17 protein-coding genes are annotated in these 17,391 nt (G+C 49.6%); 6 read left to right on the top strand and 11 right to left on the bottom strand.

Features of this window, described 5'->3' with window-relative positions; genetic code table 11:
- Positions 1-44 precede the first annotated feature (44 nt).
- A complete protein-coding gene (locus tag FTU50_RS00885; protein ID WP_180047016.1) occupies positions 45-470 on the top strand; it encodes a VOC family protein in 426 nt (141 codons plus the stop codon).
- Here FTU50_RS00885 and FTU50_RS00880 read toward each other — a convergent pair.
- Positions 461-1,705, bottom strand: coding sequence for a dicarboxylate/amino acid:cation symporter (locus FTU50_RS00880; protein ID WP_218949197.1), 1,245 nt, complete (start codon positions 1,703-1,705; stop codon positions 461-463). The genes FTU50_RS00885 and FTU50_RS00880 overlap by 10 nt on opposite strands.
- Positions 1,706-1,884: 179 nt before the next feature.
- Between FTU50_RS00880 and FTU50_RS15460 the strand changes: the two genes are divergently transcribed.
- The gene (locus FTU50_RS15460) at positions 1,885-2,013 is read left to right on the top strand and encodes a YHYH domain-containing protein (RefSeq protein ID WP_194087061.1); all 129 of its coding nucleotides are present in this window, start codon (positions 1,885-1,887) and stop codon (positions 2,011-2,013) included.
- Positions 2,014-2,067: 54 nt separating this feature from the next.
- On the opposite strand, the gene FTU50_RS00875 is transcribed toward FTU50_RS15460, so the two are convergent.
- Positions 2,068-2,940: an acyl-CoA thioesterase II gene (locus FTU50_RS00875; RefSeq protein ID WP_005180310.1), complete on the bottom strand. Its 873-nt coding sequence runs from the start codon at positions 2,938-2,940 to the stop codon at positions 2,068-2,070.
- 287 nt (positions 2,941-3,227) lie between these two features.
- On the opposite strand from FTU50_RS00875, the gene plsB reads away from it, so the two are divergent.
- Positions 3,228-5,792 (top strand): glycerol-3-phosphate 1-O-acyltransferase PlsB, encoded by a 2,565-nt coding sequence (gene plsB, locus FTU50_RS00870; RefSeq protein WP_180054368.1) that lies wholly within the window; start codon positions 3,228-3,230, stop codon positions 5,790-5,792.
- An 81-nt stretch (positions 5,793-5,873) separates the two neighbouring features.
- Here the strand turns inward: plsB and FTU50_RS00865 are convergent, their stop codons facing one another.
- On the bottom strand, positions 5,874-6,689 hold the full coding sequence (locus FTU50_RS00865; RefSeq protein ID WP_168383356.1) for an NAD(P)H-binding protein: 816 nt from the start codon (positions 6,687-6,689) through the stop codon (positions 5,874-5,876).
- A 33-nt stretch (positions 6,690-6,722) separates the two neighbouring features.
- Between FTU50_RS00865 and recG the strand changes: the two genes are divergently transcribed.
- The gene (recG, locus tag FTU50_RS00860; protein ID WP_168383357.1) at positions 6,723-8,768 is read left to right on the top strand and encodes an ATP-dependent DNA helicase RecG; all 2,046 of its coding nucleotides are present in this window, start codon (positions 6,723-6,725) and stop codon (positions 8,766-8,768) included.
- Positions 8,755-9,390 (top strand): ComF family protein, encoded by a 636-nt coding sequence (locus tag FTU50_RS00855; protein WP_180054364.1) that lies wholly within the window; start codon positions 8,755-8,757, stop codon positions 9,388-9,390. Before recG ends, FTU50_RS00855 begins: the two co-directional genes overlap by 14 nt.
- Before the next feature lie 22 nt (positions 9,391-9,412).
- Here the strand turns inward: FTU50_RS00855 and FTU50_RS00850 are convergent, their stop codons facing one another.
- The gene (locus FTU50_RS00850; protein WP_168399737.1) at positions 9,413-9,814 is read right to left on the bottom strand and encodes an NUDIX domain-containing protein; all 402 of its coding nucleotides are present in this window, start codon (positions 9,812-9,814) and stop codon (positions 9,413-9,415) included.
- A 2-nt stretch (positions 9,815-9,816) separates the two neighbouring features.
- On the bottom strand, positions 9,817-10,410 hold the full coding sequence (locus FTU50_RS00845; protein WP_005180318.1) for a TIGR00730 family Rossman fold protein: 594 nt from the start codon (positions 10,408-10,410) through the stop codon (positions 9,817-9,819).
- 152 nt (positions 10,411-10,562) lie between these two features.
- Between FTU50_RS00845 and FTU50_RS00840 the strand changes: the two genes are divergently transcribed.
- Positions 10,563-11,576 (top strand): CorA family divalent cation transporter, encoded by a 1,014-nt coding sequence (locus FTU50_RS00840; RefSeq protein WP_005180320.1) that lies wholly within the window; start codon positions 10,563-10,565, stop codon positions 11,574-11,576.
- A gap of 139 nt (positions 11,577-11,715) precedes the next feature.
- On the opposite strand, the gene FTU50_RS00835 is transcribed toward FTU50_RS00840, so the two are convergent.
- The 6 genes from FTU50_RS00835 to FTU50_RS00810 form a co-directional block, all read right to left on the bottom strand.
- Complete coding sequence (locus FTU50_RS00835; RefSeq protein WP_045795311.1) at positions 11,716-12,003, bottom strand: STAS domain-containing protein; 288 nt, start codon at positions 12,001-12,003, stop codon at positions 11,716-11,718.
- An 11-nt stretch (positions 12,004-12,014) separates the two neighbouring features.
- A complete protein-coding gene (locus FTU50_RS00830) occupies positions 12,015-12,647 on the bottom strand; it encodes a phospholipid-binding protein MlaC (RefSeq protein WP_005180322.1) in 633 nt (210 codons plus the stop codon).
- Positions 12,648-12,665: 18 nt separating this feature from the next.
- Complete coding sequence (locus FTU50_RS00825) at positions 12,666-13,337, bottom strand: outer membrane lipid asymmetry maintenance protein MlaD (RefSeq protein ID WP_005180325.1); 672 nt, start codon at positions 13,335-13,337, stop codon at positions 12,666-12,668.
- Positions 13,337-14,116, bottom strand: coding sequence for a lipid asymmetry maintenance ABC transporter permease subunit MlaE (gene mlaE, locus FTU50_RS00820; RefSeq protein ID WP_005180328.1), 780 nt, complete (start codon positions 14,114-14,116; stop codon positions 13,337-13,339). The genes FTU50_RS00825 and mlaE overlap by 1 nt, the downstream gene beginning before the upstream one ends.
- Positions 14,113-14,934, bottom strand: coding sequence for an ABC transporter ATP-binding protein (locus tag FTU50_RS00815; RefSeq protein WP_005180329.1), 822 nt, complete (start codon positions 14,932-14,934; stop codon positions 14,113-14,115). Before FTU50_RS00815 ends, mlaE begins: the two co-directional genes overlap by 4 nt.
- 390 nt (positions 14,935-15,324) lie before the next feature.
- A complete protein-coding gene (locus FTU50_RS00810; protein ID WP_005180331.1) occupies positions 15,325-17,109 on the bottom strand; it encodes a DEAD/DEAH box helicase in 1,785 nt (594 codons plus the stop codon).
- Between the last annotated feature and the right edge of the window lie 282 nt (positions 17,110-17,391).

Below are 17,391 nucleotides of genomic sequence, written 5' to 3'. Positions count from 1 at the left end.
TTCCGCTAAGATAAAAATCAGACTTGAATGAAAAGGCAGGAACAATGCGCGCATCTTTGAGTGTGATCACGCTGGCTGTGCAGGATTTAGACGCAGCTTTGCGCTTTTATCAGCAAGGTTTGGGCTGGCAGAGTGAAGGTATCGTCGGGCAGGAATTTGAACAGGGCGCAGTGGCGTTTATCACGCTGGATTCAGGCCTGACACTGGCACTGTGGCCGCAGGCTGCCTTGGCGCAAGATTCAGGCCTGCCCCTGAGCCGTTTTTGCCCGACCCAAATCAGTCTAGGGCATAATGTGCATAGTCCGCTGGACGTAGATCAGGTGATGCAGCAGGCCGAGCGTGCCGGTGCCACCATTATCAAACCGGCACAAGCCACCTTTTATGGCGGTTTTGCCGGTTATTTTCAGGACCCCGATGGCCATCTCTGGGAAGTGGTCTGGAATCCGTGCTGGGAAGATGCTCAGGATTGAGTGGTGATCTCATCGTCGCGGGTATAACGGTCAACCACCACACTAATCATCATATCGCCCTGGACATTGACCACGGTACGTACGGTATCCAGCAAACGGTCAATCGGCAGTAAAATGGCAATTGCTTCTGCCGGCAGACCAACCGATTGCAACACCATAATCATGGTGACCATGCCGGCACTTGGAATACCCGGCGCGCCCAAGGAGGCAATCATGGCGGTGGCGCAAACCACCAGCTGCTGGCCCAAGGTCAAATCCAGCCCCATTAAATTGGCAATAAACAGCGCCGCAGCGGCTTCATATAAGGCTGTGCCATCCATATTCAGCTGTGTCCCCAGCGGAATTACAAAGCCAGCTGTTTGCGGGCGCACCTTCAGGTTTTCCTGGGCACATTTCATCGAAAGTGGCATGGTGGCCGAACTAGAACTGGTGGCAAATGCAGTAATTAAAGCAGCGCGCGTTCCTTTAAAGAAGGTCACCGGATTCATTTTTCCAAACAGCCATAGCAGTAGCGGCAGTACCACCAGACCATGAAAAATGGTGGTGCCGGTTACCACTACGGTAAACTCAGCCAGACGGCTGAGCACGGTCACATCTTCGGTGGCAATCAGCTTGGCCAGCAGGGCAAAAATCCCCAGCGGTGCCAGTTTCATTACCCAGCCAATCATCAGCATCATGATGTCAAAAAACTGATGGCTGAGCCGGCGCACGGTCCGGAACTGCTCACCGCCTTTGACCAGCGCCACCCCGACAAATAAGGCAAACACCACCACCGCCAGTACATTGCCCTCGGCAAAGGCCTTAAACGGATTAATCAGGGTGTTTTGAATAAAATTGGTGAAGAAGGACGACGGTGTTAAGGTATCCGGCGTCTGATGCTGGCTCATCGCGTCCTGGAATAAACGCACATCTACGCCTTTACCGACTTCAAACAGATGCGCACAGGCCAGACCTAAAATGAGCGCCAATGTGGTGGTGGTCACACAGCACAGCAAGGTAATTTTCCAGACCCGGCTCAGCTGGCCAGAAGCCTGCAGGTTGGATACCCCGACCACAATCGAACTGAAAATCAGGGGAATCAGCAGCATTTTCAGCAGGCCGATAAAAATACTGCTGGCAATACTCAGGCCATATAAGCTGCCGTCATAAAATGCGCTGCCCGGCAACAGGTTCAACAAAAACCCGAATAGAACCCCTAAAATTGCGGCCACCAGAATTTGTGTATTTAAGCTCATGGGTGCATATATTGTGATGTCATCTTGCTTGGCACTATGCCATGCGAGCTGCGCTGAATCGAGCATTATTTTGTCAAAAGCAAATCCAGCTCAGGAAAAAAGCCCGGTGCCAGAAAAACTGGCATAAGATGTGCTTTATCAGTGCATTACCTTGTTTTTAAGACTAAAAGAGTAACCTCATGAAAAAACTCGCCCTTATTCTTGCACTCATTTGTAGCACTACGCAGGTTTTTGCCCATTCTTCGGGCAACAGCAAGGCACAAGGCTGCCATAAACATGCACCAAGTGATCTGCCGCATTGCCATTGAAGGTGGGATAAAAAAAGCCGAATCAGTTGATTCGGCTTTTTTATTGAGGTGAGCTTACTGGGTTTCAATTTCGCGTAAGCGAATTAAACCTTCCTGCGTGGTGCTACAGACCAGCTCGCCGTTTTGCCACATACGGCCAAAGTTCAGGCCACGCGAACTGTTACTGATGGTGGCTTCCATGTCATACAGCATCCAGTCATCGACCCGGAATGGCTTATGGAAATACATGGCATGGTCGATACTGGCACATTGCAAACTTGGCGACAGATAACTCAAGCCATGCGGACGCAGCGCGGTGGTCATCAGGGTAAAGTCTGAATAAAAGGCAGCAATGGCCTGATGCAGGGCAATTTCATCCTGCTCCGCTGCAATCGGACTATGCGTACGGATATAGTGCGCATAAGACGGTGCTTCCGGCTGCGGCTGAAACGGATTACTTGGATTCACCGGACGGATTTCCACATGCCGGTCACGGGTAAAGCTGGCACGAACGTTTTTCGGAATAAACTCGACAATGCTCTGTACCAGTTCTGCTTCATTTTTTAACTGTTCCGGTGCCGGATATTCAGGCTCGGAAATCTGGTAATTCAGCCCTTCTTCTGGCGCAGCAAACGATACCATACACATAAAGATGGTCCGGCCATGCTGGATGGCTCGCACCTGACGGCTAACAAAGCTCTTGCCTTCACGAATCCGGTCCACTTCATAAATAATCGGTGCGTTGACATCGCCACCAAACAGGAAGTAGGCATGTAAGGAATGCGCCGGACGGTCGGTGGTATACGAAGCCGCGCGCAGTGCCTGGCCCAGCACCTGTCCACCGAACACGCGCTTACCGACCAGATTGCGGCTGATGCCTCGGTAGATATTTTCTTCAAGTTTTTCCAGGCTAAGCAGTTCAACCAGTTCCTGAGTCAGTGCATTCATGCGGGGAAACCTATGTCGGGATATTTAAAAATCAAAACAAGCAAAATAGAAACAGCTCAATCTTGCCTATTTTGCCATATTTGTTGACCAAAACACTAAAGTTTAACTGACCGCCCTGTCACGACTCCCGTATAATGCGCCGCACTAAAAATACGATTTTTAACGATAAAATTGAGCACTAAAGATAGAATTTGTCAGAAAATGTCAGGCTATTTTTCGCTACAATTAGATTTATTATTTTTTCCCTCAGATAATCTGCGGTACTGGTCATTGATTTAGGAGTTGGTATGTCCAAGAGTGGTTTTGGTCAAATTTATCGTCAGCTTTCAAGCAAACTGCTTGATCTGGTGGTAACCCCGCATGTACTGGGCGAGGTTCCTGCCGAAGCAGCAGCGACAGACCATTCAGAACAGCCGACCCAGAAAATTGTCTGCTATGTGCTGCAGAACCATTCCCGCAGCAATGCCTTGGTCCTTGATGGTGAAACACGCCGCTTAAAGCTGCCGCCCGCATTAGACCCTATGCAGATTGGCCAGCATAAGGAAAAAGCTTCGATTCTGTTTTTACAGCACTATGATGAAAACAATCTGCTGAATCCGCCGCCGCACGCCTTTCCGCCGCGTTTACTACGCCTGATTGAACTGCTGGAACAGCACCCTGAACTGGATATTGAGCTGATTCCGGTCACCGTTCTCTGGGGCCGCGCACCAGATAAAGAAGATTCCTGGCTCAAACTGCTACTGACCGATACCTGGGCTACACCAGGCACCGTCAAGCAGCTGGTCAATATTGGCCTGCATGGTCGCCAATCCTATCTGGAATTTCATGAGGCACAGTCTTTAAGAGCCATGGTGCAGACCGCCAAGATGCAGGCCCCGAACCTGTCGCCAGCGACCTGTATTATTAATACCTTAAATAATTATTTAGACAGCCAGCGCGAAGTGGTGTTAGGCCCCGATTTATCGGATCGCCGTAATGTGATGCATAGCCTGATTAAAGCGCCGGATGTACAGGAAGCCATTCGCCGCGAAAGCATCCGCAGTAAAATCAGCATGATTGAAGCCGAGCGCCGTGCCATTGGCTATTTAAATGAAATCGTGTCGGACTATTCCTATGCCGCCATCCGCTTTGCTGAAACGGCGCTAACCCGTTTATGGACCCAACTCTATGATGGCGTCGAGGTGCATAATTTCAGTACCGTGCGTGAACTGGCCAAAGACTACGAAATTATTTATACCCCGTGCCATCGCAGTCATATCGACTATTTATTGCTGTCTTATGTGATTTATAAACGCGGCATGATGGTGCCGTATATTGCGGCTGGCGATAACCTGAACATGCCGTTTATCGGTCAGTTATTACGCGGTGGCGGGGCTTTCTTTATTCGCCGGACTTTCCGTGGCAATGGCCTGTACACCACCGTATTTAAGGAATATCTGTACAGCATTCTGTCGCGCAACACGCCGCTGGAATACTTTATTGAAGGCGGCCGTTCGCGTACCGGCCGCTTGTTGCCACCAAAAACCGGTATGCTGGCCATGACCGTACATGGACATTTACGTGGCCGCGCCAAACCAATTGCCTTTGTGCCAACCTATATTGGCTATGAACGCCTGATGGAAGGTTCGACCTATGTCGGTGAAATGCAAGGTAAACCGAAAGAGGCCGAATCCATTGTCGGTATTCTGAAAACCTTGAGAAAAATCGAGCGTATTTTTGGCAAGGTGCATGTGAATTTTGGCGAGCCAGTGTTTTTAGATGACATGCTAAAACAGCATGGTGCCGAGCAGATCAGTATCGAAAAAAATGACGATCCGATTCCGCAGGAAGTGTCCGATGCGGTAAACAGCTCGGCCTATGCGATTCTGGAAAACATTAACCGCGCCGTGGTAATTAACCCGGTATCGCTGTTATCGCTGATTTTGCTGGCCACGCCAAAACATACCTTAGATGAAGCGATCTGTATCAAGCAGCTGGATACCTATCGTGACCTGCTTACTGCCCTGCCTTACGATGAGCGCACCCACATCACCCCACTTTCAGGCAAGGAAATTATTGCCTACGGTCTGAAGCTGAAACTGATTAAACGTGTGCAGCACGTTCTGGGCGATATTATTGCCATTGAAGACAATCAGGCGGTGTTGCTGACCTACTTCCGCAACAATATTCTGCATGCCTTTGTCCTGCCATCTCTGGTAGCGGCACTGGTTGAGCACAATGGTTCAATCAAGCGTGGCGATTTAATTAATGTAATTCGCACGCTGTATCCGTTCCTGAAAGCCGAGCTGTTCCTGAAATGGAATGAAGCAGAACTGAAACAGCAAATCTGTGCCTATGCTGATGGGCTAATTCAGGCCAAGCTGATTAGTGAAGATGCTGAAGGGAATCTGCTTTCTCCGGCACCGAACAGTGAAGATCATAACCAGTTGGTAGTATTGGCTGCGCCGGTAATGCAAAGTCTGGAACGCTACTACATGACCCTGGCGCTGATTACCCAGCGTGGTTCGGGCAATATTTCCGCCCGTCAGGTTGAAGAACTGAGCCATCTGGTGGGTCAGCGTTTATCGGTGCTGTATGAGTTCAACTCACCGGAATTCTTCGATAAGGCCCTGTTCCAGAGCTTTATTAAAGTGCTGACCCAGCAAGGCTATATCAGCACCAACAGCGACAATGCCATTGTCTTTGATGAGAACTTTAGCAATGTGGCGCAGTATGCCAATCTGGTGCTGGATGATGTAACCCTGCAAATGCTGCAACACATCACCACCTTTAGCGATGAAGAACTGAAAGATGCACTAGATGCACTAGCCGCACAGCAAGCCAAACGTCGCTTAAAACGTAAAAAGAAATAAAAAAACCGTCCATAACCTGTATCTTTGCCTTCGTGCAAAGGTGCGGGAAATATAAGCCATCCTCAATAAAATTAAAAATTCTTAGTTCACATCCGCTTGCTGTAACAGGGCCAGATAATCCTGAAAACAGTCATCATGCTGTAACTTAAAACCACTGTCCTGCATCCGTTTCGGTCGAATCCGCTTGCCGGTTTCGTGCGGACTGGTCAGGGTTAATAACGGCCGATGTAGCTGCTGCTGAAACCATTGCACCACTTCATGCAGCAGTTGCGGCTGACCATTACTGACAATATAACTCTCCTGCAGATGTTCCACGTGAATCATCTGTGCCAGAAAACGCGCCAGATCATCAATATGAATCCGGTTAGACCAGTGCCGGTTTGGATATTCAGTGAGCGTGTGCGCCAGCTTGACCATCCTTGCGATTGAGCTGCCATAAATACCGCTGGGCCGGATAATGGTGCAACGCTCCGGATAAGCGCTTAAATAGGCCTGCTCCATCTTGAGCAGAATGTCTGCCTGTGCATCTGGCGGCTGAAGCAGTGTGGTATCCTCAATCCATTCCCCGGCATTTTGTCCATACACCCGGGTCGATGACACCACCACCATACGACGCACCGGATGCGCTGCCAGCGCCGTTACAATTGGTTGCACCGAATCCAGATAGGTCTGCTGATAGGCCTCCGGCGTGCTCTGCCCCGGACTGAGCAGCACATAGACCCAGTCAATGGGCGTCAGCCGGCTTAAATCCAGCTGCTGCACATCCTGAATCAGATGCGTTGCATGCACATCACTTTTCCGGCTGCGGCTAATTGTGGTAATTTGGTGGCCGGCTTGAAATAGTTGTTTAGCCACACGTGCAGATGTTTTACCATAACCGATAAATAAAATATGCATAACCCACTTGCTCATTACCATTGTTGAGGGGACATGGCCGCAGTCCATCAATTACAAGGCGTTGGCGCTGCTGCTGCCGCGTTACTGGAAAAACTGAATATTTTCACCACAGATGACCTACTGTTTCATCTGCCGCGTGATTATGAAGATCGTAGCACGATCATTCCGATGAACCAATTGAACGTCGGCCGCAGTTATTTACTGGAAGGCATTGTCAAAGGGGTCGATTTCCCACCCGGCAAACGCAAGTCGATGGCAATTCTGCTGGATGATGACAGCGCCAAAGTCACCTTACGTTTTTATCATATTTATAAAGGCCTGACTGACCGCGCCAAAGTCGGCAACCGCCTGCGCGTGTTTGGTGAAGTCCGGGTCGGCGCGCGTGGTTTGGAAATGTATCATCCGGAAATCCAGCTGATCAGCGAGCATACTCCGCTACCGAAAACCCAGCTCACGGCGATTTATCCAAGCACCGAAGGGCTGACCCAGTCCAAACTGCGCGAATATGTCAAACAGGCGCTGAAACAGCACAGTGATGATCTGCCGGAACTGTTGCCGGAAAAATTTACCAACGGCTATGCACTGAAACAGGCGCTAGAATATATCCATGAGCCGCCAACCAGTGCCAATATGCTGCAGCTCGGTCAGGGTTCGCATCCGGCCCAGCAGCGGCTGATTTTTGAGGAACTGGTGGCACATCAGGTCAGTTTATTGACCCGCCGCGCTTATATTCAGCAGATTGAAGCGCCAGCTTTTGCACCCAGCCAATATCTGGCCAAGCAGTTACTGGCCGGCTTACCGTTTAGCATGACCGGCGCACAAAAACGGGTGTCGAAGGAAATTATCCAGGACCTAAAACAAAACAAGCCGATGCTGCGGCTGGTACAAGGTGATGTCGGCGCCGGCAAAACACTGGTGGCGGCGGTGGCGGCCTGTCATGCGCTGGAAGAAGGCTGGCAGGTGGCGCTGATGGCACCGACTGAAATTCTGGCTGAGCAGCATTATTTAAACTTTAAACGCTGGTTTGAACCTTTGGGACTGACCGTATCCTGGCTATCCGGAAAACAGAAAGGCAAGGCCCGCGCCAGCGCCGAACAGATTATTCAGGATGGCAGCGCCCAGCTGGTGGTCGGTACCCATGCGCTGTTTCAGGACAATGTCGAATTTGCCAAGCTGGGACTGGTGATTATTGATGAGCAGCACCGCTTTGGGGTCGATCAGCGGCTGGCCTTAAGAAACAAGGGCCTGAATCACATGACTCCGCATCAGCTGGTGATGACCGCCACCCCGATTCCACGTACGCTGGCGATGTCCGCCTATGGCGATCTGGACACTTCCATTATTGATGAGCTGCCGCCGGGCCGTACCCCGATTCAGACCGTGACCATTCCACTGGACCGGCGCGAACAGGTACTACAGCGTATTGCCAGCAACTGTGCCGAAGGCAAACAGGCCTATTGGGTGTGCACCCTGGTAGAACAGTCAGAAACGTTGGATGCGCAAGCTGCCGAAGCGACTTTTGCTGAAATCAAGGAACGCTTTCCGGAACTGAATATTGGTCTGGTGCATGGCAAAATGAAGGCTGATGACAAACAGGCGGTGATGCAGCAGTTTAAAGACAACCAGCTGCAATTGCTGATTGCCACCACCGTGATTGAAGTCGGCGTCGATGTCCCGAATGCTTCAATCATGGTGATTGAAAATGCCGAGCGTTTAGGGCTGTCGCAATTGCATCAGCTGCGTGGCCGGGTCGGTCGGGGCGCCAAAGCCAGTTTCTGTGCCCTGCTGTATAAGCATCCATTGTCGCAAAACGGGCAGGAACGGCTGCGAATTTTAAGAGAAAGCAATGATGGCTTTGTGATTGCCGAAAAAGATCTGGAACTGCGCGGCCCCGGGGAGTTGCTGGGCACCAAACAAACCGGCGATATGGGCTTTCGGGTGGCCAAGCTGGAACGCGATGATCATCTGCTGAATCAGGCACATTATGTGGCCCAGCAGATGCTGAAAGATTATCCCGAGCAGGCCGAGGCCCTGCTCAAACGCTGGCTGCCGGAAGCACCACGTTATGCCTATGTTTAAGCTGCTGGCGCATAGCCGTACGCTATTACAAAAATTACTGCCCTGCCAGCTCTGTGGCAGTGCGGCCCAGCAGCAGTACCGGGTCTGTGCAGATTGCTTGCAGCAACTGCCATGGTTAAAAGCAAACGTCTACCGGCAGGAAACCGAGATTCAGGTGGCCTGTCATTATCGTTATCCAGTCGACCGGATGATTCAGCAATTCAAATATGAGCAGCAACTGCATTATCAGTCTTTACTGGCGGGCAGCCTGTGTGAATTGACCTATCCACGGGTACAGGCCATTGTCCCGATGCCGGTGGCAACCGAGCGACTGGCAGAGCGTGGTTATCATCATACCCTGCTGCTGGCTCAGGTGCTGGCACGCCATTTACAGCTACCAATCTGGCAACCGGTTGTACGGCGCCATCAACACAGGCAAAAAGGCTTAAGCCGGCTGGAACGACTGGAAAATCTGGACCAGCAATTCCAGCTACGGCCCGATACCGGCCGGCCTTATCGCCGGGTATTAATTGTTGATGATGTGGTCACCACCGGCAGCTCAATTCGTGCACTGAAACAGCAGCTGGAGCAACTTGGCTGTCACAAGGTCTATGCGGTGTGTATTGCCAGTGCCGATGGTTAAATCATCTGAAAAACAGCCAGCCTTAAGCCGACTGTAACAGATGCTGTTTCACCCAGGGAATCACCACTTCTGTGGTTAACGGTGCCAGACGTGTCGTCTTATCCTCCAGTTCAATCCATTTCATTTCCGCAATTTCCGCCTGAACCTGCGGGTCCTGATCGAGCTGCACATAATAAACATAACTGACCAGACGATGATCCGGCTCATTGGCTGTAGCGGTTTCAAAACGGCCAACAAACTGTTTAATCTGGGCCTGACAGCCAATTTCCTCCGCAATTTCCCGGCAGATGGTCTGCTCCGGTGGCTCAGCGCTTTCCAGCTTGCCGCCAACCTGCATAAAACATTGGGTGTGCTGTTTGCGTACCAGCAGCAATTGCTGCTGCTCGTTCAGAATAATGGCCGCAGCTACGGTAATGGTGTTCATATTTATTTCACCAAGGCCTGACGGTCGGCCATACCCCATTTCGGTTCAGGTGCCTGAAAGCGTTCAAACTGGCTTAAAATCTCATCCATAGAATCGGACACAATTAATGCCTCGGTAAAACGTGCATGGGTAAAGCCCTTGTCAGTGGTCATGCGAATAAAGCGCAGCAGATCATCATAAAAACCTTCGACATTTAAAAAGGCATTTGGTTTTAAATGAATTCCCAGCTGGGCCCAGGTCCACTGCTCAAAAATTTCTTCCAGTGTGCCGGCACCGCCCGGCATGGCAATAAAGGCATCGGACAGTTCTGACATTTTGGTTTTACGCTCATGCATATTCTTCACCACATGCAGCTCGGTTAAACCGGGATGGGCCAGCTCGCGATCAACCAGTGGCTCCGGAATCACGCCAATTACGGCACCACCGGCCTGCAAGGCACTGTCTGCGACCACACCCATTAACCCGGAGCGACCACCACCATAGACCAGGGTTTTGCCCTGTTTTGCAATCGTTTGCCCGACCAGCTGCGCCGTGTCCACAAAAACCGCATCGGAACCTAAAGCCGAGCCACAGAAGACTGCAATTGAATTTGTCATTTTTTCACCATGTTCAGCGGCTATGATGCCGCAAATATACCCTTGAGCTGGTTTTTTAAATAAATTAGCACTTCAAACAGTGTTTTTAATCAAATCCTTGTCTAAAATACACCCATCAATAAAACCCATACTGCGCAAGGGAGAAAAGACTAATGCTTGAAGCCTTTTACGCCACAGAGCGCGGTAGTCTGGAAGATGCCACCATCAACGGCGGCTTCGACCTGCATCCAGAACTGGTCTGGATTGACCTGATCGCCCCTTCACAAGAAGAACAACAGTGGGTCATGGACGCCTACCGGCAGGATTTACCCACCTTAAAGTCTCTGGAAGATATTTCCTCATCTGCCCGATTTTACCGTGATGATGATGGGGTTTTACACATCAGCACCTATTTTTTAACGAAAAATAAAAACTATCAGGTCGATGATGAATCGGAAGAAAATTCCAGTATTCTCGCCACGGTACAAACTGTTGCCTTTATTTTAAACCGGGACCGTCTGCTAACCCTGCGCGGTGAAAAACTGGTGGCCTTTCGTGCTTTTCGGGCCCGTGCACGACGCAATGATTATGAAATTGATTATAAAGACCCGACCTGGGTGCTGCTCGGTCTGCTAGAAGCCAAGCTGGATGAACTTGCGGATATCTTGGAAGATATCCACAAGGACCTGGAAAAATACTCTACCGAAGTGCTGAATAACCGCCACCGGGAAATGATTTTAGACCTTGATGACATGATTACCCGGCTGGCTCAACTGGAAGATATGCTTGGAAAAGCTCAGCTCTGTCTGATTGATTTACGCCGTGTGCTGACCTTTTTAGCGCGTCCACGTGCCTTGGGCAGTCATATTTATGATGCCGATATCCGTGAACTGAGTGAAGATGTACGCTCGCTGGTCGAACACGACGCCTTCCTGTTCCAGAAAGTGCGCTTCCTACTCGATACTACTTCGGGCTTCATTAATACCGAACAGAATGACACCATCCGTCGCTTCTCGATTTTACCAAGTATGCTGGCACCACCGATGCTGGTGGCCAGTGTCTATGGCATGAACACCGATGTACTGCCTTTTGCCAAAGGCACCACCAGTTTTATTATTGTCAGTATTATCCTGATTGGCTTCTTTATCGGGCCGCTGATTTACTTCAGATGGAAGAAATGGATTTAATGCGACATGTCCTCTCTCCCTGAGGGAGAGAGTTAGAGAGAGGGCTGGTTTCGCTAATCTTCTATCCCTCCTCACCTCCCTTGAGTCAAGCGAGAAACTTAATGCCATAAAAAAGCACCTCGGTTGAGGTGCTTTTTGTTTAAGCGCTGAGCTGTAAATCATCCTGCAAATGACAGGATTGAATAATCTTCATCATTTTTTCCGGGACGGCTTTAAAGACCAGCCCTTGCGCATCCGGGGTCTGTCTTAACCAGCGCACCAGCACAGCCAAAGCCAGGGTACTGCCCTGCTCAAGTTCGGCCAGATTCACCACCACCGGGGCGGGCTGCTGTTGAATCAGCTGCAGCCCCTGCTGGTAATACTGCTCGGCATTGTTAAAGTCAATTTTCCCGGAAACCCGCAGTTCCTGATTTACATATTCAATCACAGCACGTCCTATTATTTTTTATCAACCGCAGCTTCTGCATCTGGTTTAAAGGTCGCAATCGCTTTATCAATATTGCCGCCATTACGTTTGACGTTGGCTGCAAACTGGTTACGGAACTGCAGGCCTAAATCAATCCCGGATACGTTGATGTTACGGATTTTCCACTGATTGCCTTTATCGACCAGCTGGAACGATACCGGAATTTTCTCGCCTTTGTTGTTAAAGTCGATGGTCACTACCGGGTTCTTGCTGTTGCTGGCTTTATACGGACGTAAGGTATAAGTCTGGTTGCTGAATTTCGCAAAGGCTGAACCGTAGTTTTCAATCAGGGTTTCACGGAAATTCTTTTCAAACTGGGCACGCTGGGCAGCCGAACTGTACTGATTGGTCGCATAGGTTCCCATCACAATACGGGTAAAGGCTTGCGAATCGATATACGGATCAAGGTTCTGGCGCACAATGGTTTTCACCAAGGCCGGATTATTTTGCAGTTTGGCATGATCGGCTTTTAAACGCGAAATCAGGCCATCCGCCACTTTCTTGATAAATGCGGGAGGAGTTTCGGTTGGTGCAGCAAATGCACTACCTGCCACCAGCGTGGCCAAAACACTTGCGGTCAAGGTTTGTTTGAACAATGTCTTCACTAAAATTTCTCCTCTCAATTACTCAACAAATGACACTTCTGCATCTGTTGTTTCAGCGGATGTCTCATCTGCCGGGTTATCGGATGATGACTTGTTGCCTGCGCCACCGGTCACAAACTTGGTCACAAGGTCTTCAATTTCCATGGTGCTTTGGGTATTACTGATTTGATCACCACGTTTTAAATAATTCAGACCACCACCCGGTACAATCTTCAGGTACTTCTCACCCAAAAGACCATTGGTTGCTACCATTATGTAAGCATCTTCATCGATATTGGTGATGGAGGTCATGTTATCCAACAGTTGCTTTTCCATTGCTTTTTGTTGCGCAGGATCGGCTTCCGTGTATTCGCTGCTGTAACGCAACTCTTCCAAGGCATATTGTTGCACCTGTTGTAACTGTTCCTGATTAAAGGTGGTCAACTCACCATCCAGAATCATGGTCACAGTGGCCAGACGCGTCACCGGGTCTAAAGTAATGGATTCGACCTGCCCGACTTTAACCCCGCTTAAGGCCACTTTGGCACGCGGCTTGATCCCGTTAATATTGTCAAACGTTGCGGTCATGGAATAACTGTCCTGAATGGTGGTGCCCACCAGACCACTGACCCGCATCGCCAGGAAGAATAAAGCAATACCAAACAGAATGACAAAAACACCGACGGCCAGCTCACTAGTACGTGATTTCATTAAACACCTCCGAACATGACCGCAGTCAATACGAAATCAAAACCTAAAACACAAAGCGATGAATACACCACGGTACGCGTGGTAGATGTCGCGATACCTTCAGACGTAGGCTCGCAGGCATAGCCTTGGTAGACCGCAATCCAGGTACAAATTAATGCAAAAACAAAACTTTTAATAATGGTGCCGTTAAAGATATCTTTATAGAACTGTACGGTGCTTTCCATACCGCTCCAGTAAGAGCCTTCATCGGCGCCTAAAAAATCTACCCCAACGAATTTACCACCCATAATGCCGACTGCCGCAAAAATCACGGATAGCATTGGCAAGCTGAAAATACCGGCCCATAAACGCGGCGAGATGACCCGTTTTAAAGGATCGACCCCGATCATTTCCATACTGGACAATTGTTCGGTGGCTTTCATCAGGCCAATTTCAGCAGTTAAGGCAGAACCGGCACGGCCAGCAAATAACAGGGCCGCAACCACTGGTGCCAGTTCACGCAGCAAGGTTAAGGCCACCGCGGTGCCCAGCATGGCTTCACTGCCAAAGGTCACCAGAATGCTGTACATTTGCAGGCCCAGCACCGCACCAATAAATAAGCCCGAGACCACAATAATCAGCAGTGACATCACCCCGACGCGGTACATCTGGTAAATAAACAGTTTCACGCCAATCCAGGTTGGCATGGAAAATAAAATCTGGAGCAGCATTAATGTGGCAACGCCTATACCACGTACCCGCTCAATCACACGGCGTCCTAATGCAGCAATCGCATTCATGCTGAATGCACCTCATGACTTAAATAGGGTTGATGGCTAAACTGATAGTCGACCGGGCCTTCAACTGAACCGGTTAAGAACTGACGTACAAAAGGCGAGGCATGCTGTTTTAATTGTTCTGGGGTGCCTTCACCCTGCACTTTCCCTTCCGCCACCACATAAATATAGTCGGCAATGGAGAGGGTTTCAGCCACATCATGCGACACAATAATGGTGGTTAAATCCAGCGCTTCACGCAATGAACGGATTAAACGGGTCAATACACCCATCACAATCGGGTCCTGACCGGCAAAAGGTTCATCGTACATAATCAGTTCCGGGTCCAGCGCAATGGCACGCGCCAAAGCCACACGACGGTTCATCCCGCCAGACAGTTCAGACGGCATGAGCTGCTCGGCACCACGCAAACCCACCGATTCCAGCTTTAAAGCCACCAGTTCGGCAATAAGATGTTCGGGTAAACGGGTATGTGCACGAATCGGGAAGGCCACGTTTTCATAAACCGTCATATCGGTAAACAAGGCACCGCTTTGAAACAGCATGCCCATTCGCGCCCGTGCTGCAAACAGCTCCTGACGTGACATTTTCCCGATATTCTTGCCATCGAGCAGCACTTCACCCTGATCCGGAGTGAGCTGCCCGCCAATTAAACGCAGCAAGGTGGTTTTACCCGTGCCTGACGGTCCCATAATTGCAGTAATCTGCCCACGTCGAATTTTTAAGCTGACATTGTCGTAAATGACCCGCTCCCCTCGTTTAAAGCTCAGGTGATTGACTTCAATCAGTGCTGGCGCCTGTAGAGGTGTCTGATTATTCATAGCTGAGGATTTTCCTGCATTTTTTCAGCATGCATACTATAAAGGATTGGAGAACAAATTGTTATCTATGAAATTCTTTTAAACTGTGTACAAGTTGTACGATTTTATTATGGTCTAATTTGAGCGTAGAAACAAAGAGATGCAGCTTAGGCAAAAGTTCTGTAAATAAAAAAGATGAGGTTACAGAGCAGCAAAACCAAAAAAATATATGGCATAAGCACCTCTTTCATAGATGACACACCGGGCAGTTTGTGCGAATGATAATGAGACATCGCTTAATATATTCTTAAATAAACTTGAACCAGTATACATTTTCCTCATCAAAATTCAAATTTTCTCGCATAAAAAAACCGGTGCAAGCACCGGTTTTCTGAATTCGCTCAGTTCAACTTAGTCGTTGAATTTACGACGGCGGTCACCACCTTCACGGCGTGGACGGTCGCTGTTGAATTCGCGACGTGGACGGTCTTCACCGAATGAACGCGCTGGACGGTCGCCAAAATCACGCTTAGGACGGTCACCGAAAGCACCTTCACGACGTGGTTTGTAGTCTACGCGGTTGCCACGGTTGTCATCATTGCTGTCAAAACGTGGACGCTCATTGAAACCACCTTCGCGACGCGGACGGTCACTGTTGAATTCACGGCGTGGACGGTCATCGAAAGAACGTTGTGGACGGTCACCAAAGCCACCTTCACGACGTGGACGATCGCTGTTGAATTCGCGACGTGGACGGTCATCGAAAGAACGCTGTGGACGGTCGCCAAAACCACCTTCACGACGCGGACGATCGCTGTTGAATTCACGACGTGGACGGTCTTCACCAAATGGACGCTCGCCACGTGGTTTGTCGTCGAAGCTGCGACGTGGACGGTCATCACCGCCTTCACGACGTTTGAAGTTGCTTTCGCCTTCAAAACGACGGCCACCGCCGAAACCACCACGGCCACCGCGACCACCGTCACGTTTACCACCACGACCGCCGTCACGACGTGGACGTGCTGGAGGTGGAGATGGCTCTAAACCTTCAATTTCAGATACTTCTAAACGTGCATCTAAGTAATCTTCAAGCGCACGAATTTTACCGCGTTCACGGTAAGTCGCCAAAGTAATCGCTTTACCAGTACGACCGGCACGACCAGTACGGCCAATACGGTGTACATAGTCTTCGTTCTTCATTGGCAGACCGAAGTTAATCACGTGAGAAATAGTCGGTACGTCCAGACCACGCGCTGCAACGTCAGTTGCAACTAAAATCTTGGCACGACCTTCACGAATGCTGCGTAAACGGCGGTTACGAACGGTTTGTGGCATTGCACCATGCAGCGCAACAACTGAGTGACCTGCTTCAGCCAGTTCTTCAGCCAGCATATCGGTATCTTCTTGGGTAGAAGCGAATACAACGGCCTGATCAAGATCCTGTTCGCTCAACCAGTGCGTCAACAGTTTTTTCTTGTGCTCGAAGCCATCAGTCCAGTGTAAAGTCTGAGTAATGTCCGTATTGGTAGAGTGACCGGTTTCGATCGCAATACGTTCTGGCTCATTCATCATACGTTCAGCAAGCGTGATGATACGTGGTGCAAATGTCGCAGAGAACATTAAAGTCTGTTCGCGGTTTGCAGCCAAATCACTGATTGCTTCCAGATCTTCAGAGAAACCCAGGTCCAGCATACGGTCAGCTTCGTCAACGATTAACGCATTAACTTTGTCGAGTTTGATTTGACGACGGTTCACAAGGTCAAGTAGACGACCTGGCGTCGCTACAACCACTTGTGCACCTTTTAACTGTTGAATTTGTTTACCAAAAGGCATACCACCCATGATCGCAGCAATACGAACACCTTTCATGTGACGTACAAATGCAATCGCGTCCTGGCTCACCTGTTGAGCAAGTTCACGTGTTGGGCAAAGTACCAGAATAGATGGCTGAGTAATGGCTTTCATACGTTCTTTAAACGGAACGAATGTGTCCTGGTTTGCAAGTGCGTTCAGCGTTGGGAGAAGGAACGCTGCAGTTTTACCCGAACCGGTTTGGCTTGATACAAGAAGATCTTTACCTTCTAATGCCGCAGGAATTGACTGTTCCTGTACAGGCGTAGGCGCAGTAAAGCCAAGAGCGTCTAACGCTTGTTGTAAAGTTTCGTGTAGAGGAAAATCAGCAAAAGTTTTGCTCATAGAGTATTTCACCCGAGAATTGGGTGCTCCATAATAATAAAGTCAAATGGACATCGGCAAAAAGCGGCACAGCATTGAACGCTGAAAATTTAAGAATTCAGCGGCGATCCGAGTAACGACGATGTTGATATAACGCACGCATGATTACGGCTTAACCTGAAGGAATCGCTTTAGCGATTGGGGCGCGAGATATCGTCCTCTCTTTGGACCGCACGCGCATACACAATGATTAGAAGAGAAATGTTCAGGTAATGAACGGAAATTAAGTGCGTGGGCGGATTA

Source organism: Acinetobacter sp. YH12112 (assembly GCF_013418945.1).
Taxonomy (GTDB): domain Bacteria; phylum Pseudomonadota; class Gammaproteobacteria; order Pseudomonadales; family Moraxellaceae; genus Acinetobacter; species Acinetobacter indicus.
Note: the sequence above shows the minus strand (reverse complement) of the source record. Positions and strands in the feature narration are given on the sequence as shown.